The organism is Bullifex porci (assembly GCF_009695635.1).
GTDB lineage: Bacteria > Spirochaetota > Spirochaetia > Sphaerochaetales > Sphaerochaetaceae > Bullifex > Bullifex porci.
The window spans coordinates 97,245-121,198 of the sequence record NZ_VUNN01000004.1 but is presented as its reverse complement, the minus strand read 5'-3'; the positions used below and the strand labels follow the sequence as shown (position 1 = coordinate 121,198).

The window sequence follows — 23,954 nt, the reverse complement described above, 5'->3', positions numbered from 1 at the left end:
CAACAAGAAGCAACAAGGTTTGTTGCATAATAAAAGAAGTAGTAATAAAATTGTTTTATATGAACGAAGAATTGGAACAGGTTGAGATAAAGGTATCGTACCTTGAAGCACAGGTTGCAGAATTAAATGAAGTTGTAATTGAGCAACAGAAAAATATAGATGCTATGAATATCAAGCTTTTACAGGTTACAAAGAAGCTTGAAGAGCTAATAGAGGAGGTGGGCTCTCCATCAAGACCTAATAGAAAGCCCCCACATTATTAGAATGAATCTCTACTTTTCCACTCTGTGATGGCGTCAAAGACATCCTCTCTTGAGCCATCCTCCTTAATTCTTTCTATTTTAAAATAAAGCTCAGGCTTTTGCTTTGATAGCTCATTACTATCCTTTGCAAATATTGTAACAATTAGCTTATCCTTTCTGAAGGTTTGCCTTATCCACCTAACATCAATTAAGGATGGTTTAAATTGGTCCATGAACTCCTCAGGAAGGGATTCTAATATCCAATTTATATAGGATAAATTATTAACATGATGGTTTAAGTCTGTATCTAGAAAGTGAATTGTAGGTACATACTCTTTAATAAATACATTTGAAGACTCTATTAGCTCTAGGTTATTTGGAAGAGTTGCATCGATTTGTAATTCCTTTGGAGGTAGCATTAAAGCATCTGTTACTTCCTTGGGTCTTAATGGTCTACCCTTAATAGTATCAATGATAGCCCACTTAGTGTTTGCAAAAAATAGAGGTCTGTTACTATTTTTATCCTTTGCTCTTACTATTCTAGGGCAGTTTAAGCCAATTGGGTCCTGTGGCCAGGTTTCAACCTCAATTTCATCCTTCCAGGAGCCATAGTAATACACTTCCATTCTAGAGCGTGCAATAACCCAAGTCTTACCATTAGATTGTAAATCTGGAATACCTACACCTCTTTTATCTGCATGTAGGCCTGCAATTTCTTGTACAAGAGCTTGGTAAAGAGAAAGTCTAGTAGTGTTGTATGAATCAGATTCACTTGTCATAACAGTGTGATCTAGATGCCCGATATTATCATCAGTGATGTAAAAACTCATCTTCTCACCTCATAAAAGCGTACCATTGAACGGCCATATTTTCTCTCATCCTTAAAGCTAAAGCCCTCGATCTCCTCAGGCCAAAGCTTCTTTTCCTCCTCAGGATAGTGGATGATAAAAAGTCCATGATCTTTTAACATCTCTCTTGAAGCAATCTTCTTCGCTAGCTCTACCTTACCTTCCATATTAAAAGGTGGATCGGCATATATAATGTCATATTTATAGCTAGATGTAAGAATATATCTTGTTACATCCATCATAAATAGATGCTTTTCTTCATCAACAAATGATAAGTTTTTCTCAATAGTTTCTCTTTTCCCTCTATCCATCTCAACGAGATGAATTGGTTCTGCACCACGTGAGGCTGCTTCAATAGCAACGCAGCCACTACCTGAAAAGAGATCTAGAAAAGAGAGACCTGAGAGATCACCTAAGATTGAGAATAGTGACTCTCTCATTCTATCCATAGCAGGTCTAATAACACCTGGTGGACATACAACATTTCTTCTACAATACTTTCCGCCTGTGATTCTCATCTCATCCTTCCTGTTCAATATTAATTCTCAGCATATAGTTCTCTGTGCTGATTAAGCCCTTATCTGTTCTTATTATCTCAAGTGCTTCCTTTTTTGCAATCTCTATTAGGTCAATATCATTTACTAGGGAAGCATATCTTAGCTTTAAGAACCCCGATTGCTTAGCACCTGCTATTTCACCAGGACCTCTAATCTCGAGATCCTTTTCAGCAATATAGAAGCCATCTGTGCTTTCCTTCATTACCCTTAGTCTTGCTTTTGAGTCATCACTTAATGAAGAGGAATATACTAAGAAGCAATAGCTTTGTAAATCACTTCTACCTACACGACCTCTCAGCTGATGAAGAGCTGCAAGTCCAAAGCGCTCTGCATGCTCTATAACCATGCAGGTAGCCATTGGGATATCAATACCAACCTCAATAACAGAGGTCGCAACAAGATAGCTTATTTTCTTAGCTCTAAAATCTGTTAGGATTTGCATCTTCTCATCCTCAGGAACCTTTGAGTGTATGAGGGCAGATGGAATATTTGGGTACTCCTTCTGTAGGTATGTAAACATATTTTTTACATCTCTAAGGCCACTATCACCCTCATCCTCAATACGGGGATATACAAAGTAAGCTTGGTGACCTCTTTTAAACTCTACAGCAATAGTTTGATACATCTTCTCTCGGTTTTCTTCCTTAACAAGATATGTCGTAATTGGCTTTCTACCTTGAGGCATTGTATGTATAGATGATACCTGTAGGTCCGAAAACATTGTTAGTGCTAACGTTCTTGGTATAGGAGTGGCAGTCATTAAAAGTAGGTGAGGGATCTCACCCTTGGAGGTTAATGCAAGTCTTTGCTCAACACCAAAGCGATGCTGCTCATCTATTATTACATATCTTAGGTTCTTAAATACTACATCCTTGGAAAAGAGAGCATGAGTACCGATGGCTATATCGACTTCCCCATTTTTTAGAGCCTCTAATAAATATTTTCTTCCCTTGCCCTTTACGTCCCCTGTAATAAAAGCAATTTTAACTCCAAGTGGTTCTAAAAGCTCTGCAGCCTTTTCAGCATGCTGCCTTGCAAGAAGCTCGGTAGGAGCCATAAAGGCTACCTGATGACCTTTCGCGATCTCATGAAGACTACTAATCCATGCTATTAATGTTTTTCCTGAGCCTACATCACCCTGTAAAAGTCTATTCATAGATTTTTGATTATCAAGGTCGTTTCTAATTTCACTTAGACTCTTTATCTGGTCTTTAGTTAAAGAGAATGGAAGTGTTGATATTAGCTTCTTCTCAATATCACTAATTGTACTTTTTTTATTACTTTTTTCATAAGAACTTTGGCGCATTAGAGCTATTTCCATTAATAAAAGCTCTGTGAGAGCAAGAGTCCTCTTACTAGCTCTTACCTCCTCCATACTCCTTGGCATATGCATAAGACGAATAGCACTATCTGTGTGCATTAATCCATATTTTTCATATAGTCTAGCTGGGAGTTCATCATCAAAGGTTAAATATTTATTTGAAAGTATAGTGTTAATATCCTTTCTAATTGATTTCTGAGTTAATGAGCCACCCATTGGATATATTGGAATTACTCTTCCAAGACCCGCTTCCTCTTGTGTTCTATACACAGAAAAGGCAGATGATTGCCACTCTCCATTCCATTGGTTAACAGTTGCATTAATAAACCATACAGAACCTGCTTGAAGAGTTTTTTCTAAGAAGCTTCTTCCAAAGCAAAGAAGGGAAATCCTAGTTCCTGATAAATCTTGAACTATTACCTTGAGTGTTCTCTCATTCTTCTTAAAGCCACCAAAATATGTGTGTGATTGAACCTTTATCTTAGTATTAATAACATTTTCACCAGCTTTTAAATCTTTAACTGATGTGAGCTTTGTCCTATCCTCATAGGCTCTTGGGCTAAGAGCTAGGAGGTCTTTAAAGGTATCGACACCAAGCTTTGTGTGATAGTCGTTAGCACGTACCTTTCCAACACCCTGTAGCCGTTCGATAGGAGTTGTTAGCTCAGATAAAAACATCAGAATGGAATCCTCATAGCATAAGAAATAAGGTATGATAATATGAAGCTAAGCATTCCATAGATTGCAATTAATATTGCTAAGGTTAGTAAAGCAAGGGTTGTATCCTTTACTAAGCGTCTAGAGAAAAAGGTTTCTCTAACCTGTTTCATTAATGGGTCAGCAAGAGTTGCAATCCTTGAAAGCGCAAATGAACCTGTAAATGTTGCAATAGTTCTTACTATCATGATGATAATTGCAAACATTAAAAAGATTTGAATTCCATATGACCATAGGTATTGCAGAAGTAAGCTAAGAATCCAACCGAATCTTAGAGTTCCATATACAGAAAATAGCTTAAGAAGGCTTTGAAGTAGGGAAAGTACTGCAATTGCAAATATAGGAGAGATATCTAATATTCCTACTCTAAAGTGCTTTGAGCGAAATAGATTCAAAAAAGGATCTACTATTAAAGCAAAGTAATAGGTTAGAGAGCCTTCTCTAGGATAAGGATTTACCCAAGAGAGGAATATTCTTATCCAAATAAAAAAGGAATATAGAGATATCAAGCGAGCAAAAAAGGCTGCCATATCGAGCAAAAAAGTATTCATATCAAACCTCACTCAAACCAAGCTGAATTGACCAATGGATATCCCGCTAATTCTTTTTTCAGCTCCTTAGAGAAGCTAACAGAATACTCTCTTCCGAATCTAATCTTTTCCTTTCTATTTTCACCAAGATATGCAAATACAGGAAGGGAACCACTATGGTCAACAAAATAGCTCTTTAAATCATTTGCGAGCATCTCAAAGTTTTCTCCAGCAGACTCCTCCTCATTAAGCTCTATAACTAATGAGGAAATAGCCTCTGTCTTTAGCTCTGAAGGCTCACATATTTCTTTAACGATAAATTGTGGATTTGTAGGATCCTTTTTATTATCAAAATAACCTACAAAGCCATAAATACCATCTAAAGCTACCTTATCTTCAAATTTATCATAATCCTTAGGAAAGGCAACTGCTTCAAAGGTTCCTTGGTAATTAACGAGTGAATAGGTAGCCATCTTTGCACCAGTTTTAGTCTTAATAACCCTAAAGTTCATTACCTGGCAAATTAAAGAGACATTTCTATTAATTGGTAGCTCCTCTGGCTTTGAGATATCGACCCATACACAGCGCTCAATATCTTCCTTGAAACTATCAAGAGGATGGCCAGAAACATAGAAGCCAAGATATTCCTTCTCAAGCTCAAGCATCTCTCTCTTTGGCCACTCCTCAACAACCTTCATCTCATAGCTACCTAATGATATATCGTCTCCAAAGAGTGAAATCTGGCCATAGGCGGTAGTTTCACGAGATGATTTTTCATATGCAATAGCATCCTCAAGGTTAGCAATTAATGTAGCTCTATTAATATTTAGAGAATCGAAGGTACCAGCCTTAATTAATGCTTCGATCGCTCTAGAATTTAAATCAGGCTGTCTTGATAAGAAATCTGTAAATGACTTGTATGGTCCATTTTTTTCTCTTTCCTCAACAATAATACCTGTTAAAGCCTCACCTACATTCTTAATGCCAGAAAGTCCATATACGATATTATTATCAACAACATTGAAGTGCTTATCTGAGTTGTTGATATCAGGTGGTAGTAATTTAATTCCCATTGTATCAGCGAGTGCAAGGTACTCCTTGAATTTCTCAGGGTTACTCATTTCGTTTGTAAGGTTTGCTGCTAAGAACTCACTAGGGTAGTTAGCCTTTAAGAAGGCTGTTTGGTATGCAACAATTGAGTAAGCAACCGCATGTGACTTGTTAAAGCCATATTGAGCAAATGGCTCTAGCATTTCAAAGATATCCTCTGCATGCTTTGGGTCTCTTCCAAGCTTTTGGGCACCTGCAACAAATTTGACCTTTTCCTCTGCAAGCTTTTCAACCTTCTTCTTACCCATGATACGTCTAAGGATATCTGCTTGACCAAGTGTGTAGCCTGCAATAATTTGGGCAACCTGCATTACCTGCTCCTGGTAAACAATAACTCCATAGGTATTCTTTAGAATTGGCTCAAGCTCAGGGTCTGCATATTCAATTTCCTGAACTCCATTTTTACATGCAACATAACGATCGATATATTGCATTGGACCTGGACGATATAGAGCATTCAAGGCAACTAAATCTTCAATATTATTAGGCTGAGCATCCTTTAAAATCTTCTGCATACCAGCAGATTCAAACTGGAATACACAAGCGCTGTCACCTCTCTTAAGCATATCGAAGGTGGCTTTATCGAGCTCATCAATTTTATTGATATCGAAATCTGGATTTTTCTTATGAATAAGATCTACTGTATGCTTAATTAAAGTAAGAGTCTTTAGCCCTAAGAAGTCCATCTTTACAAGACCACACTCTTCAATTTGGTCCATAGTATATTGAGTTGCTACTGAGTGTGACTTTGGATCATAGCTAAGCGGTACATAGTCTATTAATGGAGTTTTACCAATAACTACACCTGCAGCATGGAGAGAGGTATGTCTATTTCCACCCTCTAATACCTCAGCAACGTTAAATAGCTCCTCATATACACCGCCTCTTTCCTTAATCGCTTGTAGTTTTGGCTCTGCATCGAGTGCTTTTTTAATTGTCATCTTAGGCTCATCTGGGATGAGCTTACAAATCTGGTTACTCTCATCATATGGAATATCTAGAGCTCTAGCACAGTCCTTTACTACAGCCTTAGCCTTAAGAGTTCCGAATGTACATATTTGGCCTACACGATCCTTACCATAGTGCTCTGTTACATATTGAATTACTTCACCTCTTCTTTCGAAGCAGAAGTCGATATCAAAGTCAGGCATTGATACTCTTTCTGGGTTTAAGAATCTTTCAAAGAGTAGGTTATATTTTATAGGGTCTACATCTGTAATTGTAATAGAGTAGGCAACAAGTGAGCCTGCTCCTGAGCCACGACCTGGACCAACTGGGATATCATGCATCTTAGCCCAGTGGATGTAATCGCGAACAATTAGGAAGTATCCCTGGAAGTCCATTGTAAGAATAATATTTAATTCGTAATCGAGTCTTTCCTTTAAGGCTGGAGTAACTTCACCATATCTTTTCTTACATCCATCATAGCTTAACCATACTAAATACTCCTTAGTATCCTTAAAGCCCTCTGGAATTTCATACTCAGGGAGTAGTGGACCAGGGAATTTAATGTTGATATCAACTCTATCAGCTAGCTTACGTGTGTTTTCAAGAGCCTCAGGACACCAGCTAAAGAGCTCTGCCATCTCTTCTTCACTCTTAAAGTAGAATTGGTCATTAGGGAACCTCATTCTCTTCTCATCCTGGACCTTTGAGCCTGTACCAATACAAAGTAATACATCCTGTGCGATTGCATCACTTTTATTTATATAGTGAATATCATTAGTACAAACTACAGGTATATCTAGCTCCTTTGATAGCTTATAGAGCATTGGGTTAGTCTTCTTTTGCTCAGGAAGACCATGGTCCTGCATTTCAAGATAAAATCTATCTCCAAATAAATCCTTAAACCAAAGAGCACGCTCCTTAGCTAAATCATATTGGTCCTTTAATAGAAGCTGTAGAATTTCACCAGCAAGACATGCTGAAAGACAAATTAAATCCTCGCTATGGCTCTTAAGTACCTCATCGTCGATTCTTGGCTTATAGTAGTAGCCCTCTGTGAATGCAATAGTATTAAGCTCCATCAAATGGTGGTAGCCTCTATCATTCATTGCTAGTAAAACTAGGTGATAATATCTATTACCCTCGCTACTTGGACGTTGGTCTCTTCTATCCTTTGGATTAACGTAAAATTCGCAGCCAATTATTGGCTTTATTCCTGCAGCCTTACAGGCCTTGTAAAATCTAAGTGCACCATACATATTTCCGTGATCGGTAATTGCAAGTGCATCCATACCCTCTGCTTGGGCCTTAGCGACATATTTTGCGATAGGAGCTGCACCATCTAATAGTGAATAGTCTGTATGATTATGTAGGTGTACAAAAGATGATTTCTTAACCTGTTCTACGTTGTTTATTGCTTCTTCCATATTATAAAGATAATAACATATTAAAATATCCCTTGTCACAGGTCACTTAAGTAAAATGAGTTTAATGCAAAATACCCTAAAAAGAAGCATTTTGAATAACTTAAAAAATGAAAAGTAGAATTAAAAAAAACACTTAAAATAGGGATAAAATTAACAAATAATGGATGTTTTTTGGATTTATCCTACGTTTTTTTGTTATTAAAGCTTAGATATTCGCAAAAAATGCAAATAAATTAATTTTTTTACACAAAATGAGAGTAGCGGGTATTTTGTATACAATTATACTGAAAACATAAAAACATTAACTGATTTGGAGGTTTTAAATTATGAAAAAACTAGGTTTATTCCTTATCGTTTTAGCAATTATTGCACTTCCAGTATTTGCTAACGGACAAAGCGAACAGAAAGCTACAGGTCCTAGAACCTTAAGCGTATTGCTTTCTGAAGAGCCATCTTCAGGTGATGCTCTTTCTCTCATTCTCGATAAATGGGCAGCAGAGACTGGCAATAAAGTAGAACGCCTTGTTATTCCTTATGATGATCAGATTACAAAGTTCCCTCTTATGGCTAAGAACAAGGACCTTCCTGATCTCGTAGCTACAACACGTCTTACAAGACTTTATCCAGATGAATTCCTCGATCTCTCAACTGTTATCAACATGGCAATCTTCGAGCCACAGGCAGTTGCAATCATCGGTCAGGATTACACATCTAACAAGAACCTCTGTCTCCCACAGCAGTTCACAATCACAAACGTATACTACAATGCTGATGCTTTCAAGAAAGCTGGTATTGAAGTTCCTACAGTAGATGATCCATGGACTCTTGATGAGCTCTATGCTAACGCAAAGCTTCTCCAGGAGAAGGGTGGTGTTAAGTATGGTATGGCAATGGATGCTTCACGTGCTCGTTATGATAACATGATCTACATGAACGGTGGTTCTATCACAGTTAAGAATGGTAATTCTTTCGCAGTTAACGTAAATAGCAAGGCTAACGTTGAAGCTCTTGAGAAGTTCATTGAATGGAACAACACAGTAATGCCAAAGGCAATCTGGGCAGGTGGTACAAACGATAACCCAGCTGACTACTTCAAGAATGGTGATGTAGGTATCTACTTCTCTGGTTCATGGCAGTACAATGGTTTCTACCAGGATATCAAGGCTTTCAATTGGGGTGTTATGCCATCACCAGTAGGAGCTAAGGGCCCAAGTGCAATCATGGGTGGTTCTGGTCTCGCAGTACCAGCTAATGCAGATGGTAAGGATCTCGCTATTGAATTCCTCAAGTGGTTCTATGAAGATTCTGCTAACTTCCAGGAATACCTCAACAACGATAAGGGTCTTTCATCTCTCAAGGATGTAACATACTCACCAGCTGATCCAAAGGTAGTTGCTGACTATAAGGTACTCCAGTCTGAAGTTGCTAAGGTTTCTGATGCATTCAATGTTGATGAACAGTCTAACTGGAGAAACTACTACGACAACGAATATAGAGATGCTCTTAGACAGGCAGTTTACGGTTCTGTAAGCGCTAAGGATTCTCTCGATGACTTCGCTAATAAGCTTTCTAAGAAGTCTGGCTGGCCTCTTGCAAAATAAGAGATAAATTCTTAACTCAAAAACACTCAGCCATCCGAAAAAACGGATGGCTGATTTAAAGGAGGATAATAAATGGCAGCAATTAGACGCAAGAGTAATGGTATGAAACATACATTAGCCTTTTGGATGTTCGTGCTCCCAAGCCTTGCACTATTTACAGTATTCTTTTTAATACCGCTAGTATTAAGTATTGCATATTCATTTACTGATTATGATGGTTGGAAGACTATGAATTTCGTTGGATTAACGAACTTCATCGAACTTTTCCAAGATAAGAGTTTCTATTCTTCTCTTGGTAGAACTTTCGTTTATACACTCTTCTCGCTACCATTTAAGGTTATTATTCCACTACTTATAGCAGCACTTGTTTGTTCTGATAGAGTAGCCTTCAAGAGCTTCTCAAGAACACTCATCTATATTCCAGTACTCCTTTCTGCATTGGTTGTAGGTATCACAATCAACTGGATGTTCAGTACTGAATATGGTTTAGTAAACTATATTATTACATGTTTTAATGGAAAGCCTCTTGATTGGGCTCTTAACCAGTACCTTGCAACATTCGTAATTAGCTTTGCTTCTAACTGGGCATCAACTGGTTTCTATATGATCATCTTTATTGGTGGTATTAAGGGAATTAGTAATGACCTTTATGAGGCAGCAGCAATCGATGGATGTAATACAACACAGACCTTCTTTAAGATAACTGTACCAATGCTTGCTCCAACAACATTCTTAGCAGTATTACTAAGTACAGTAAACCTCTTAAAGGAATATGCACTCGTTCAAGGTATTACACAGGGTGGTCCTGGTGATAAGACTACATTTATCATCCAGTACATCTTTGGTCAGGGCTTCAACCAGATGAGATATGGTTATGCAAGTGCTATCTCATTTATTGTAATGATCATCTTTGCATTAATTGCATTTGTTCAGTTCAAGATGAGTAATGAAGGAGGAGAAAACTGATGAAAGTCGAAAAGAAAACATCTAAATTGCTCACAGCTCTCTCAATTGTATTGGCTATTGCTATGATTTTCCCAATCTTTTGGTTAATCTGCTCATCTTTCAAGCAGCCAAACGAGCTCTTTAAGTATCCTTTGAAGCTATTCTCAAGTGATCCAACCTTCCAATACTATAAGAGTGTTCTTTCCGGTGGTTTTATGAACTACGTAAAGAACAGCTTATTCTTAGCAGTTGTTGGTACACTTATCACTCTTGCAATCAGTGCAATGTGTGGTTATGCACTAGCTATCTACCGCTTTGAGATTAAGTATACAAACCTTGTATTCGCAGTATTCCTTCTTGGAACACTTATTCCTGGTGAAACACTTACTGTACCTCAGGTATCGGTAATTAGTGCACTCGGTCTTTACAACAATATTTGGGGTGTAATCCTTCCTGTTGTAACAACAACTACAGGTATTTTTATGTTCCGTCAGGCATATATGGCTATTCCACTTTCCTTCGTTGAGGCAGCTCGTATCGATGGATGTCCAGAATGGAAGATCTTTACACATGTTATGATGCCATTAGGCTCATCATCATTTGTAACTCTTGCTATCTTCTCATTCATGTGGAGATGGAACGACTACATCCTTCCAATGCTTATTCTTTCTAACCAGAAGAATTTCACAATTCAGCTCGCTATTAAGAACTTCATTGGTAACACAGGTGTTGACTGGTCAAGTATCTTGTCTGCTTCTGTAATGTCAGTAATTCCTGTTATTGTTGTATTCGTTATCCTACAGAAGTACATCATTGGTGGTGTTTCTGCAGGTGGTGTAAAGGGTTAATAGATGGATATAATCGATCAAAAGCTAGATTTATTAATTAAAGGTTTTTTACCTGTCCTTTGCAGTGACCCAGATTTTGATAATGGAGTTCTTGCATCAGGAATAGCAAACAGAGAAAGGTATAAGTACTGGGAGTGGACACAGGGTGTTGGACTCTTCGGTCTTTGGAAGCTCTATGAAAAAACTGGTAATAAGGAGTATTTAGATATCTTAACTAATTACTACGACCAGAGAATTAAAGAGGGCCTTCCAGGAAAGAACGTTAACACAATGGCTCCTATCTTAGCACTCTCCTTCCTCGCAGAGCATCTTCATCGCCAAGATTATATGGATGTTTGTATTGAATGGACTGAGTGGCTCTTCAATGGTGGGCTTGAGAAGACAAAAGAGGGTGGATATCAGCACAGAACTACAGATGATTTTAACGACCAGGAGCTTTGGGATGATACTCTCATGATGAGTGTACTTCCATTAGCTAACATGGGAAGAATCTTAGGTAGAAAGGATTATATGGATGAGGCTGAGTACCAGCTATTATTACATATTGAACACCTTGCTGATCCTATCACAGGCCTTTGGTACCATGGATATACCTTTAAGGGTAACCACCACTTTGCAGCAGCATTCTGGGGTAGAGGAAATTCTTGGGCAACTATTGCTCTTCCTCTCTTTGTTGAGACTATCCCACTTTCAAATGCTGTTAAGAGATATGTATCAACTGTAATCACAAGACAGGTTGAAGCAATTGCTAAGCTTCAGGATCCAAGTGGTTACTGGCATACTCTACTTGATAAAGAGGATTCATACCTTGAATCAAGCTGTACCTGTGGATTTGGCTATGGTATTTTAAAGTCAATTAAGCTTGGACTTCTTGACGAAAAGTATAGAAGTGTAGCAGAGAAAGCACTTCCTGCTGCTCTTAAGGCTATCGATGAGAATGGTGTTGTTCAAATGTGTTCTGGTGGTACCCCAATGGGTAGAGAAAGCCAAGATTTCTACAGAAACATCCCTGTTCATCCAATGCCATATGGTCAGGCTATGGCAATGCTTTTCCTTATTGAGGAAAAATAATAATTATAAAGGGGACCAAATAGGTTCCCTTTTTTAGGGCGGTCAAAATGATTAGCGATCACGAGTTTAAGAAGATAACAGATAAGATGCTTCAAATGGAAGCAACATATACAGATTTAATCTTTAAAGAGGTTGAGAGTTTAGATTGTTCTTTATTTGAAACAACTGATAACCTTTATAGTGCTATCCCGGAATGTTCTACGAGGATTAAAAAGGGTGATAGCTGGGGTGGAAATAAGGTAACTGGATGGTTTAAGTGTAGCTATACAGTTACTCCTTCTACTCAAGGTCAAAAGCTATATCTTTGTGCAGATACAGGTGCTTTAGAGACACTTGTATTTGTAAATGGAAAGCCTCATGGAGTATTAGCTAATAAAGTTGTTATCAGGACAAGGGGAAACCACCATGCTTTAATTATTACAGATGGTGTCAAAGAGGGAACTACCTTTGATTTCGCTTTAGAGGCCTATTGCTGGCATAATGAAGTTGGAACACAGCCATTTAAGGATGAGCCAAATGGCCCATTTAATGCTAATCATCCAGTTGTCTTTAATAGTGTAACTATTGCTTTAAGAGATGAAGTAATTAAGGAGTTTGCTTTTTCCTTAAGAGCGGTTAATGAAATAGCACAATTTACTCGTGATGACTATAAAAGAGCAGAAGCCCAAAACTGTTTATATGATATATATAAAACAGTTTCTCAAGTTCCTTTGGAGTCAGGTGTAGATTATCCTGCTCTAAAGAGAGCTTTAGAGAGAATGAATTTAATTCTAAAGAAAAAGAATTTAAGTGATAACTATCCAACAATGTATATCACAGGACATTCTCACTTAGATACAGCATGGCTATGGCCAATAAAAGAGACTATTAGAAAGGCTGCAAGAACCTATTCTAATGCTATTACTATGATGAAGGAGTATCCTGAGTATACCTTCCTCCAGAGCTCTGCATGCCATGCTGATATGATGAAAAAATATTATCCAACTATCTTTGAGGATATTAAGAGGATGGTTGCTGAAGGAAGATGGGAACCTAATGGTGGTGTTTGGATCGAGTGTGACTGTAATGTTACAGGTCCAGAGGCAATGGTTAGACAATTCTTATATGGCCAAAGATTTACAATGAAGGAATTTGGATATAAGAGTGATACCTTCTGGCTTCCTGATACCTTTGGATACTCACAGTCTCTTCCTCAGATAATGAAGCATAGTGGAGTAAAGAATTTCTGTACTACTAAGATGAGCTGGAATGATACTAATGTTTTCCCATGGGATACCTTTAATTGGCAGGGTATCGATGGAACAGCTGTTTTAGCAAACCTAATTGATATTCAAATGGGTCCAACTCCAAAGTGGGCATATACAGCACTATATGAAAAGAAGAGGGGTACTCGTATTTCTAATTTAAGATATAACTCCTACGGCTATGGTGATGGTGGTGCAGGCCCAAGCTATGATTTAATTGAGCTCGGTAGAATTACTGAGGATATAGAGGGAGTTCCAAGAGTAAAATACTCTTCCATCTCCTCATATATGGATAGGCTTAGAATGGAAGCTTATGAGATTCCTAACTATAGAGGGGAGATTTATCTTGAGCTTCATAGAGGTACCTTAACAAGCCAAAGTGAGATTAAAAAGGGTAATCGTAAGGCTGAGGAGGCTTTACATACTCTTGATGCTATTCTTGCAACAGATATGGTAAATTCTAAGTGCCATAAGGTTGATATGGAGACTCTTTGGAAGAGGTTGTTAATTAATCAATTCCATGATATCTTACCTGGTACTTGTATTAGTGATGTCAATCTTAAAGCAGTTAAAGATTTAAAAGAATTAAAGAGTGATGTTGAAAAAGAGATAGCTAAAGCATTAAACGGTAATGGCGAGCTGTGTGTTTATAATTCATCACCTTTTACAATGACAGATTGTATTTTAGATAGGGAAATAGAGGGCCTTGAGAGTATTACAACTTTGGAAGGTAAGAAGAGCTATATCCCTAATGCGAATATTAATTCTTACTCTTCAAAGGCTATTTCTGCCTTTGAAAGTGTTAACACTGAAATGATGCTTGTCGATGGACTAAGGGTTGAGACTCCAACTTTAATAATCCGCTTCTCACCTAATGGTTATATCGAGAGCTTATTTGATAAAGAGGAACAAAGAGAGGTTGCAAGGTCTTTAGGACTCGATCGAATCTTTTTAAATGAAGATGTTCCACAAGCTTGGGACAACTGGGATGTTGATAAGGATTTAATCGAGAACCTAAAACCATTTGCAGGAGAAGCTAAGATATCTCTCAAGGAGGTTACTAAATCAACTGTGACCTTCGAAACAGTGATGACTCTTTCAGAAAAAAGTACCTTAACAAAGCTAACTAGAATCTATAGTGGTAAGAAGCAAATTGACTTTGAGACCTCTATTGATTGGCATGAGAAGCATAAGCTATTAAAGGCGGGCTTTGATTTAGATATAAATGCAACAGGCTTAAGAAGTGAGATTCAATTTGGCTCTATTGTAAGACCTGTATGGAAGACAAACTCCTTTGAGGAGGCTAAATTTGAGGTCTCTAACCAGCGTTGGAGTGACTATAGTGAGCCTGGCTATGGCGCTGCAATTCTAAATGATTCAAAGTATGGAATTAATGCTTTAGGTAATTTAGTTACTCTTACATTACAAAAGAGTGGAACCCACCCAGATCCAAGGGCAGATGAGGGGGTACATAGCTTTAAGTATTCACTACTTTTACACTCTGCATTTAGTAGCGATAGCGTAATTAGTAAGGCTTATAGCTTCAACACAGAGCCAAGAGTTTATAGAGGAAAGCTAATTGAAGCACCTGTTAAGGTAAGCTCATCACATGTTGTTATTGAAAGCCTTAAGATTGCAGAGGATGATGACGGATTAATAATACGCTTATATGAGTGTGAAGGAACTGGCTGTCACTGCTCTCTAAAAGCCAGCTTTGATGCAAAAGCCGAGATCGTAAACTTCCTAGAAGAGCCTCAAGGAGGATGTGATCTTAACGACTTATACTTTAAAGCATTCGAGATTAAAACAATTAGATTATATCGTGTAGGGAAATAATATGAAGAATAAAAAGCTATATTTTACATGTGCACTCTTAATGATACTTCTTGGAACAAGTGATGCACTTAGAGGTATATTCTCACCTCTATTTTTAAAGGAATTTGGACTATCAATGTCACAAATTAGTATCATAGTTTCAGCAAGCTATCTTGGTAACCTTGTATGTCTTTTATTTGGTGGTGTTATCTTAGATAAGGTTGGTAGTAAAAAGGCTATGGTAGGATTTATTATCCTACTAATATGCTCTGAGCTCTTACTACTTCTTGGAGCAAAATATGCATTCTTACTTCTTGGCTTTTTCTTCTCTCTTGGGCTTTCAACACTGCTTAATACTACAATGATTTTCCTTTCAAGAGAGTTTTCTGCAAAGAATCCACTATTCTACTTAAATGTGCTTTTCTTCCTGCAGGGAATTGGTACCTCATTAAGCCAGCTAGTTTTAACTAGATTCTCATCCTCCTTAGCTGTCTGGAATGGTGTAATTGTAGCCCTTGCTGTATTACTAATTCCTGTAGGCTTTATCCTACTAACCTCTAAGTTTTCAAGTGAAAAGCAGGAGGAAAATAAGAGTAATGAGGGCTCTAAAGCTAAGGTAAATAAAGGTGCTATTGCGCTTTTAGCACTTTCTCTTGCGTTCTATTTGATAGCAGAGCATGGAGTAACAAACTACATCGTACTTTATGGAACTGAGTTCTTAAGAATGGATGCGGGTAAGGTTGGACTAATGCTATCACTATTCTCATTTGGAATTTTAAGTGGAAGATTAATCCTCGCAACAGTTAGTGATAAGCTTGGTGGCGCTAAAATGGTATTTATCTGTCTGTTAAGTGCTTTAATTTGTTACTCAATAGTATTTGCATTTAATGCTTTACCACTACTTTTTCTATGTGGCTTTGCTGTATCAATTGTATATCCTACCTTAACAGATCTATCAAAGAGCTATGTACCAAGCTCTATGAGTGCAAGAGCAACCACAATAGTAGTCTCTCTTGCATCAATTTTAGATATTGGCTTTAACTTTGTATTTGGCTCGGTAATTGAGAGCATTGGATATGCAAAGTCTATGGCAATACTCCCAATATCACTTTTATTATCAACAATTATTATGTTGTCTCTTCTACTTGTTGGCCGCAAAAAGTCTTCCTAATAAAGGCTAAATCCTCTTTTAGGGAATCAACAGGGAGTTCTTCTCGGATCAAAGGAATGTCTACAGTCAATACTCTTGCAATATGAGGGTATATTTTAGCCATTACACCAGTTCCAAGAGGAACTCTTTCGCCTTCTATAATATCCTTTACATGCATTGCTACAAACTTATTTTCATATTTACTTATATATTCCTCAAAGAAGCTGAAGGTATTATTTGCTAAATCATCTCTTAATAGATTTACAGGGTCAAAGAGAAGCTTTAGATACTCATCATTATTTAATCTCTCAAGTAAGCGTGAAACCATATCTGGAGTATTAATTGTATGTCTAATTACTGGCTCGATCGCGATTGGAACATCATATTTCTTTGCAATTGGTAGTAGGTGCTCAAGAGCTGCAACAACTCTTTCAAATTGAACCTCTCTGTCTTCATCTGTACAGTCACTAGTTTCAGTAGCTACACACTTAGCACCAAGCTCCTTAGCTATTCTTAGGGCTGCCTCGAATTGAGTTAATTGGTTATTCCATTTGCTATCATTTTGAGCTGCAATATCGATATAGCATCCTAAAACAGAGATATCAAAGTTTTGATTCTTAATATCCTCAATATCCTCATATGTAACCTCTAAATAGGATCTCATATATGGAAAGCTCTTATGTAATGCTAGCTGAATAGTCTCTGCATTATATTCTTTTAGCTTTGCTTTTAAATTCATTGGGATCGTTGAGCCAAAGTCATGAGCTCTAACACCTACTTTCATATTTCCTCCTTGATATGTCTTTTTGATACCCTTAATACTTAATCTTGGAGGGAATGCTGCTGGAGCAACCTCCTCCTTTTCAGGGTCCATAACACCTATTAATACATTCTTTTTAACTGTATGACTCTTTCTATAGTCACTTGGACTAATGCCACAGAATTTATGAAATACTCTATTAAATTGGCTTGTGCTAGTAAAGCCACATTTTTCGATTATTTCAGAAACTGTATTATTTGAGTATGCTAGCATTTGAAGAGCATTTCTAATTCTAACAGTTTGTACATAGCTAACAAAGTTAATGCCTGCTATATCCTTAAAAATGTGTGAAAGATAAAATGGACTAATTGCGTGTTGGTCTGCAACATTCTCTAAGGAAACATTTTCGCTATAGTGGTGGTTGATATAGTCCATTACGTAATAAATCTTCTGAGCATTTGAATCGATAGCTCTATCTTGGTTGTAGCAATTTAAATTAATGTTTTTGTTAATTAGCCAAAGCAGCTCTATAAACTCTGCATAATATGCAATTTGCCATCTATCATGCTTTTGCTTTCCAATTTGAAAAATATCATTAATTTTTTGCACAATTTCAGTCATGATATTGGCTGGAAATCTGATGATAGGTAACTCTAAGGAAAAGATATCAAGTAGCTTTTTTAATTCATACTCTAAGCCAGGAATACCCTCTCCAAGATTAAAGTTTATTATAATACGCTTTTGAGGCATATTGACCTTAGGATATACACTTTTATGGAGTAGGCCAGGCTTTAATAGTACCATATCATAAGAATTTAGCTGATTATATTCTCCATCTATTAGGTGCCCTGTAGAGGTCTCTAAGGGAATAAATATCTCATAAAAATTATGGAAATGTTGGATATTCATATTCACAGGATATGAGCGAATATCGTAATCAAATAAAATAAATAGAGGGTCTGTATCTCTATTAAATTTGATTTTAAATCCTTGTTTAAAAAATAGAGAATTTTTCGAGTCGTTCATAATTAAAGTTATATGGTATTTCGCAAAAAATGCAATACAAAGAGCTATTGTTAGCAAGAATAAAGATGAATTTTTTTCTGACGGTTATATACTGAGGACGATTGGAGGTATTATGAATTATCAGGAATTCGCACTAGATCATGGTTATATAACAAGATGGCTTGTTTCTGAGGTTAGAAAACAGGAGGTACATGCAGCTCCTGTAACTATTGATCAGGAACAGAATGTATGGATTGGCTCTGTTGGCGCCGCTGACCATGTAAATCCTATAAGAAAAGCATTTTTAGATGATATTAAAAAGAATGGTTTAGAGGATCCTATTTTTGAGGATTTCCAACCAGGTGGAAGCGTAAAGTTTCTTGGTTCAGATTTAAAGTTATCATATAGAGTACCTTTCGGTGACCCTGTTATTGGTAATTCATTTTTCTATTCTACACCACTTTGGATTTCTCTTGCTGCTGGAACTATTATTTCTTCACCAGATGATAGATGTATTAAGGTTCTTTGCTCTGTAAAGGGTGGTATGTCAATTTATTTAGATGGAAAAGAGGAGATTTCATTCCGTCCTTATGAGAGAAATAACCAGGTTGATAAGATTTTCACTCTTAACCTTAAGAAGGGTAATAATGAGCTTCATGCAATAATCGATGAATTCGCTGAAAGAGATACTGAGTGTACAATTTCTTTAAGAATAGTAGAGGGTGCAGAGGGCTTAACTCAAATCCTTCCAATGGGCGATAGAGATACAGCTTTAATTGATAAGGTTGAGGAAGCTATTAGAACCTTAGCTTTTGATAGAAATAACTTTACTGAGGGTGTTGTAAAGATGGTTTGTGCTAATCCTTTTAAGGATAAGCCATTTAGTGTACACCTTAAGGGCGCAACAGAGGAAAATACCTTCCTACAGCTTTATCATGAGTGTGATGCTATTTTCGAGGGTGGTAAGAATGAAGCAATTCTTGGTCCTGTTGAATCATTCCCAGTTGGTTTCTTAAGATTTAATGTAACAGTAGAGGTTGAAAACCTTGTTATCCACACAATTAGAACCTTTGAAAACTTCCCATATTCCTTCTGTGATAAAGCCGCTAACAGCGTAAAGGAAAGAAAGACTCAGGCTTGGAAATATCTTGCTAAATATGGTGAGCAGAATGCTAATAGAGCTATGGCTCTCTTATTTACAGCAGGTGATAAGAAAGAAATTGATACTATCCTTCGCAGACAGATTGATTTTATCAATAAGAGAAGTGACTGTTCAGACTTCTACCTCTCATATTTCCCATTCATGATTAGAAACTTCTCTGATTCAGGATTAATCAGTGAGGAAGTTCTTCAGATGATGAAGGAATGTATCATTAACTTCCGCTATTGGCACGATGAACCAGGTGATGATGCAATGTGGTTCTACAGTGAAAACCATGCTCTTATGTTCCATGTTTGTCAGTTAATTGCTGGTGAGCTATATCCTGATATGATATTTACAAATAGTGGAATGACAGGTGTTCAGATGCAGGAAAAGGCTCTTGGAATGCTAAAGCCTTGGTTTGAGACCTTCTTTAAGTGCGGCTTCACAGAGTGGAACAGCCCTCCATATCTTCCTATCGATGCTCTTGGCTTTGCTTCCTTATACGCTCAAACACAAAATGCAGAGATGAAGGAAAATGCAAGAAAGGCTCTTGATTACATCTTTAAGCTTTTAGCTATTACCTCATTTGATGGTGTATTTAGCACAACTAGTGGAAGAACCTATCTTAAGGAGCTATTTGGTAACCACAGTAACTGTCCTTCATTCATTAACTGGATTGGTTATGGTATTGGTAACCAGAGCCATGCTGGTAAGGGTGTTGTACCATTTATGTTCAGTGATTATGAACCAGCTGAAGATAACCTTTCTCTTCATAAGGTAGAAGAGGGTAAGGCTCTTTCTTGGAAGAGTACTCATGGCTACAATGGATATGCAGATATAACTGTATATAAGACAGCTTCATATCTTCTTTCTGCAGCAAATGATTTCGAAGCTGGTAGAAGAGGCTTCCAAGAAGATGTTGTTCATGCAGTATTTAGTGCAGATGAGCATGTATTTATTAACCACCCTGGTGAGTTTGCGCTCTTTGGCCATGCTAGACCATCATACTGGGCTGGTAGTGGTACTCTTCCTAGAGTTAACCAATATAAGGGCTTTGCATCAACATTCTATAAGCTTGATGAGAACCACCCTGTAGACTTCACTCATGCTTACTTCCCAGTTAAGGAGTTTGAGAAGGTTTTAGCTAAGGGTAATTGGTACTTTGCTCAGTCAAAGAAGGGTGGTTTAATTGCTATCTATGCATCAAATGGTATAACCTTAACAACTGAAGGTCCTAATAGTGATAGAGAGCTTATTAGTAATGGTAGAACATGTCTATGGCTCATGAGATGCTCATCACTTTATAAGGAAGGCTCTTTAGAGGCATTTGCAGATAAGATTTGTAAGCTTGAAGTAGCTATTGATGGTGATGAATGGAAATTCAATGATCCTGAATATGGCGTACTTGCTGGAGGCTTTGGCCATACATTATCTGTTAATGGTGTTGATGAGGTCTATAAGGGCTTTGACCCTGTTGGTCAGTACACATTCATTGCTGAATGATTAATATAGATTAAAACAAGGCTGGTACCTAAATTTTGGGTATCAGCTTTTTTTTAATATAAAATAAGCCCCACAAATTAGTGAGGCTAAAGAAGGTAACTTCTAAATACTTTATATTATTTCTTAAGATTCTTTACAGCAGCAAGATACTCATCTACTGTAAGGTTTAAACTCATAGCGGCTTGCTCAACACTAAGTAAATGGATATTAACTAGGTGCTCTGATTGTTCTAACTTACCTATATTGATTCCTTTATCATATCCACTATTAAAGCTCTCTTCTTTCATTTGTTTTACAGCTGGCCACATCTTTATCTTGCCTCCTTCTCTTTTAAATTTAGTATCTAAAGACGATGTTTTATTAAGTATCTTGAAGGTTAAATCCTCAAGTGAGTTAAACATCTCTTCTTGTTCCATATACTCTTCAAGCCTTTTCTTATTGTTTGAATACTTTAGACAGTTTAATAATAATTCTAAATCAGTCTTCAGTAAACCTTTTGGAATTTCACTATCCTCTTTAACATCTAATAGTACATATGCCCGTATTTCAAAGTTTAACACTAGAATAATTTAAACCACTAAGAAATTATTTATTTACATATTTTTAATAACCTCTTTTGTTCTAAGGAATAAATTAGGTTATTTTTGTTTATTTGTTTATTTACAATATTATTTTAATATGTTATTATTTCTAGTGTTAAAGGTGCTATTGATTTAGGAGGCTTTTATGCGTTATTTTCTTAAGAAAACTAATATCAAAAAAGGAGAGTATTTACAGATTTATATCAGTGAATACAAGAGAGATGTTGGCTCAAGAAATAGATGTTTTAAATCCATTGGTTATATATCTGAAATTAAAGATAAAGGTATAAAAGATCCTGTTGCTTATTATCAAGCACAAGTAAAAAAGATGAATGAAGAGCTTGAGGAAAAAGAAAGTAGTGAAAAAGCAAAAAAGATAGGAAACCAATCACCTAAAAGATATGCAGGATACATTGTACTTAAAGGGATAGCTAATTCATTAACCTTTTTTGAAAAAGCTGTTAGAGCATTGAGTAATGAAAGGCAATTCCAATATGACGTATATAACCTAATGATGGCATTAGTATATGCGAGGGCAACATTTCCAGCCTCAAAGAAGAAGACGCATGAAGATATCATTCCTTTACTTTTTGAAAAAGTAGATGAATCATCATATAGCCAAATTTTATCATGCTGCGAGTATATAGGTTCTGAATACGATAAGTTTATTAGCTACCTTACTACCTCTATTAAGAAAACATATGGAATAAATAGTAGTGAAACATATTTTGACTGCACTAACTTTTATTTTGAAATTGATAAGGAAGATGAATTTAAAAAGAAAGGACCAAGTAAAGAAAACCGAAATGATCCTATTGTTGGAATGGGCTTATTATTAGATAAAAATCAAATACCTATTGGTATGAAACTATATCCTGGCAATGAATCTGAAAAGCCAAAGATAAGAGAAGTAATTTCAAGCTTAAAGAAAGAAAACAATATTACAGGCAGAACCATACAAGTTGCAGATAAAGGTTTAAACTGTGCAAGAAATATTTATGAAGCAATAAATAAAGGCGATGGCTATATTTTTTCTAAGTCCTTAAAGAAAATGTCTGATAGAGATATAGAATGGTTTAAAGGGTTAGATATAAGCAATTGGGATATTGTTTATGAAAAAGATAGCAATGGTAAGAATATAGAAAAGTATCGTTATTACACATTCACTAAAGGTTTTAATTATTCTTTTAAAAATGATTTAGGTTTAAATGTTACCTTTACAGCTAATGAAAAAAGAATTATTACTTACAATCCTAAGTTAAGGATGAAGAAGATTCTTGAGATTAACAAAATGGTTGATAAAGCAAGGAATCTTTGTCTTTACCAAGCTAAGAAAGATGAATTTGGTGAATCTTCTAAATTTGTTAATTTCGTTACAGATTCAGGTAAGAAAGCAAGAGTTGAAATTGATGAAGAGGCTATTGCTGAAGCAAGAATGTTTGCTGGATATAATATGCTTGTTACATCGGAAACTCAACTTTCTGATAGAACTGTTTATAATATATACCACAACCTTTGGAGAATTGAACAAACCTTTAAGATGATGAAGTCTTACCTAGATGCAAGACCTGTTTTTGTATCATCATTAAATACAATTAAAGGGCACTTCTTGATTTGCTATATTGGTGTTGTTTTAGAACGTTTACTTGAATTCAATGTTCTTGGTAGTAGTAGTTTTAGTTTTGAAAAAATTATGGATTTTATTCATGATTTTTCATTAGTTAGAATGGACTCAAAAAACTATATAAACCTACTTACTTCTAATGATGAAGTTGGCGAATTTCTAGAAAAACATTTATCTCCAGAAATCACTAATTACATCATTACTCCTGCTAATATTTCTAATTTCTTAAAGCTGAAATTGAATAAAAGACTTGATGGATTTGAGAGTGTTTAACACTAGATTTTCCTAGAAACTTTAAAAGTCAGGTTTAATAATAATTCTAAATCAGTCTTCAGTAAACCTTTTGGAATTTCACTATCCTCTTTAACATCTAATAGTACATATGAGACGTCATCAATAAGATAGCCAAACTTGTCTAAGTATTCTTTCTCAAACATTGACTTTAACGTTACTGGACTTTTCCATTTATCTCCAGTTAAGTTAAGCACTATAATAATAACAGGTTTAAGAGGTTTAACCTTTTCTCTTAATTGATAGGTATAAAGTAATGCTTTAGCTTTCATTGCTCTAACTACCATGGTTTCATCATGGTAGCCTTGAGACTCTAAGCCAATCATTACATAGATATTCCTATCATCTTCTTTTAATGATAATTCCTTTAGGTTATCAATTAAAACCTCATAGGAGTTATCAGGACCAAAGACCTCTGATCGTACGGGATCAAGCTCTTTGAAGTCACTTGGTTTTGTTACCTCTCTACCTTGGTAAAGAGTATAGTTGACTAAGTCACTAAATCTATCGGGTTGGTCAAAATACTCTTTACATATTCTATCTTCTTCTCGTGCCATTAGGCCTCCTTTAGAAGTTAGAAGTACCTTCTATTAATAATAGAGAAAAAAGTTAAAATTTTTACAAATTGGGGTTTATAGGTACAAAAAAGGGTGTAATTCACTGAATATTCTTACA

At 36.3% G+C, this 23,954-nt stretch carries 17 protein-coding genes; 9 read left to right on the top strand and 8 right to left on the bottom strand.

Annotated elements, in window-relative coordinates:
- Positions 1-59: 59 nt before the first annotated feature.
- Positions 60-263: a SlyX family protein gene (locus FYJ80_RS03685; protein ID WP_154424780.1), complete on the top strand. Its 204-nt coding sequence runs from the start codon at positions 60-62 to the stop codon at positions 261-263.
- Here the strand turns inward: FYJ80_RS03685 and FYJ80_RS03680 are convergent.
- Genes FYJ80_RS03680 through dnaE form a run of 5 tightly spaced genes read right to left on the bottom strand, consistent with a single transcriptional unit; the run spans position 260 to position 7,697 of the window.
- Positions 260-1,072, bottom strand: coding sequence for an acyl-[acyl-carrier-protein] thioesterase (locus FYJ80_RS03680; RefSeq protein WP_154424779.1), 813 nt, complete (start codon positions 1,070-1,072; stop codon positions 260-262). The genes FYJ80_RS03685 and FYJ80_RS03680 overlap by 4 nt on opposite strands.
- Positions 1,069-1,608 carry a 16S rRNA (guanine(966)-N(2))-methyltransferase RsmD gene (gene rsmD, locus FYJ80_RS03675; RefSeq protein WP_154424778.1) on the bottom strand — a complete coding sequence of 180 codons (540 nt, stop codon included), beginning with the start codon at positions 1,606-1,608 and terminating at the stop codon, positions 1,069-1,071. The genes FYJ80_RS03680 and rsmD overlap by 4 nt, the downstream gene beginning before the upstream one ends.
- Before the next feature lies 1 nt (position 1,609).
- Complete coding sequence (recG, locus tag FYJ80_RS03670; RefSeq protein WP_154424777.1) at positions 1,610-3,646, bottom strand: ATP-dependent DNA helicase RecG; 2,037 nt, start codon at positions 3,644-3,646, stop codon at positions 1,610-1,612.
- Positions 3,646-4,236 (bottom strand): YggT family protein, encoded by a 591-nt coding sequence (locus FYJ80_RS03665; protein WP_154424776.1) that lies wholly within the window; start codon positions 4,234-4,236, stop codon positions 3,646-3,648. The genes recG and FYJ80_RS03665 overlap by 1 nt, the downstream gene beginning before the upstream one ends.
- A gap of 8 nt (positions 4,237-4,244) precedes the next feature.
- On the bottom strand, positions 4,245-7,697 hold the full coding sequence (gene dnaE, locus FYJ80_RS03660) for a DNA polymerase III subunit alpha (RefSeq protein ID WP_154424775.1): 3,453 nt from the start codon (positions 7,695-7,697) through the stop codon (positions 4,245-4,247).
- A 326-nt stretch (positions 7,698-8,023) separates the two neighbouring features.
- Here dnaE and FYJ80_RS03655 point away from each other — a divergent pair, with 326 nt between their 5' ends.
- The 6 genes from FYJ80_RS03655 (at position 8,024) to FYJ80_RS03630 (ending at position 16,392) form a co-directional block, all read left to right on the top strand.
- Positions 8,024-9,298 (top strand): ABC transporter substrate-binding protein, encoded by a 1,275-nt coding sequence (locus tag FYJ80_RS03655; protein ID WP_154424774.1) that lies wholly within the window; start codon positions 8,024-8,026, stop codon positions 9,296-9,298.
- 72 nt (positions 9,299-9,370) lie between these two features.
- Positions 9,371-10,264: a carbohydrate ABC transporter permease gene (locus FYJ80_RS03650; RefSeq protein WP_154424773.1), complete on the top strand. Its 894-nt coding sequence runs from the start codon at positions 9,371-9,373 to the stop codon at positions 10,262-10,264.
- A complete protein-coding gene (locus FYJ80_RS03645) occupies positions 10,264-11,091 on the top strand; it encodes a carbohydrate ABC transporter permease (protein ID WP_206360947.1) in 828 nt (275 codons plus the stop codon). Before FYJ80_RS03650 ends, FYJ80_RS03645 begins: the two co-directional genes overlap by 1 nt.
- Before the next feature lie 3 nt (positions 11,092-11,094).
- On the top strand, positions 11,095-12,162 hold the full coding sequence (gene bglB / locus FYJ80_RS03640; RefSeq protein WP_154424771.1) for a beta-galactosidase BglB: 1,068 nt from the start codon (positions 11,095-11,097) through the stop codon (positions 12,160-12,162).
- A 47-nt stretch (positions 12,163-12,209) separates the two neighbouring features.
- Positions 12,210-15,242 carry an alpha-mannosidase gene (locus FYJ80_RS03635; RefSeq protein WP_154424770.1) on the top strand — a complete coding sequence of 1,011 codons (3,033 nt, stop codon included), beginning with the start codon at positions 12,210-12,212 and terminating at the stop codon, positions 15,240-15,242.
- A 1-nt stretch (position 15,243) separates the two neighbouring features.
- Positions 15,244-16,392, top strand: coding sequence for an MFS transporter (locus tag FYJ80_RS03630; protein ID WP_154424769.1), 1,149 nt, complete (start codon positions 15,244-15,246; stop codon positions 16,390-16,392).
- On the opposite strand, the gene FYJ80_RS03625 is transcribed toward FYJ80_RS03630, so the two are convergent.
- Positions 16,349-18,040, bottom strand: a complete 1,692-nt coding sequence (locus tag FYJ80_RS03625) for a TIM barrel protein (RefSeq protein ID WP_206360945.1) — start codon at positions 18,038-18,040, stop codon at positions 16,349-16,351. The two genes, FYJ80_RS03630 and FYJ80_RS03625, sit on opposite strands and share 44 nt — an antisense overlap.
- Positions 18,041-18,269: 229 nt before the next feature.
- On the opposite strand from FYJ80_RS03625, the gene FYJ80_RS03620 reads away from it, so the two are divergent.
- A complete protein-coding gene (locus FYJ80_RS03620) occupies positions 18,270-20,783 on the top strand; it encodes a hypothetical protein (RefSeq protein ID WP_154424767.1) in 2,514 nt (837 codons plus the stop codon).
- Between the two features lie 116 nt (positions 20,784-20,899).
- On the opposite strand, the gene FYJ80_RS03615 is transcribed toward FYJ80_RS03620, so the two are convergent.
- Entirely contained in the window at positions 20,900-21,343 is a 444-nt protein-coding gene (locus FYJ80_RS03615) for a hypothetical protein (RefSeq protein WP_154424766.1), read from the bottom strand.
- A 166-nt stretch (positions 21,344-21,509) separates the two neighbouring features.
- On the opposite strand from FYJ80_RS03615, the gene FYJ80_RS03610 reads away from it, so the two are divergent.
- Positions 21,510-23,261: an IS1634 family transposase gene (locus tag FYJ80_RS03610; protein WP_154424765.1), complete on the top strand. Its 1,752-nt coding sequence runs from the start codon at positions 21,510-21,512 to the stop codon at positions 23,259-23,261.
- Between the two features lie 2 nt (positions 23,262-23,263).
- On the opposite strand, the gene FYJ80_RS03605 is transcribed toward FYJ80_RS03610, so the two are convergent.
- On the bottom strand, positions 23,264-23,836 hold the full coding sequence (locus FYJ80_RS03605; protein ID WP_154424764.1) for an Rpn family recombination-promoting nuclease/putative transposase: 573 nt from the start codon (positions 23,834-23,836) through the stop codon (positions 23,264-23,266).
- Positions 23,837-23,954: the final 118 nt, after the last annotated feature.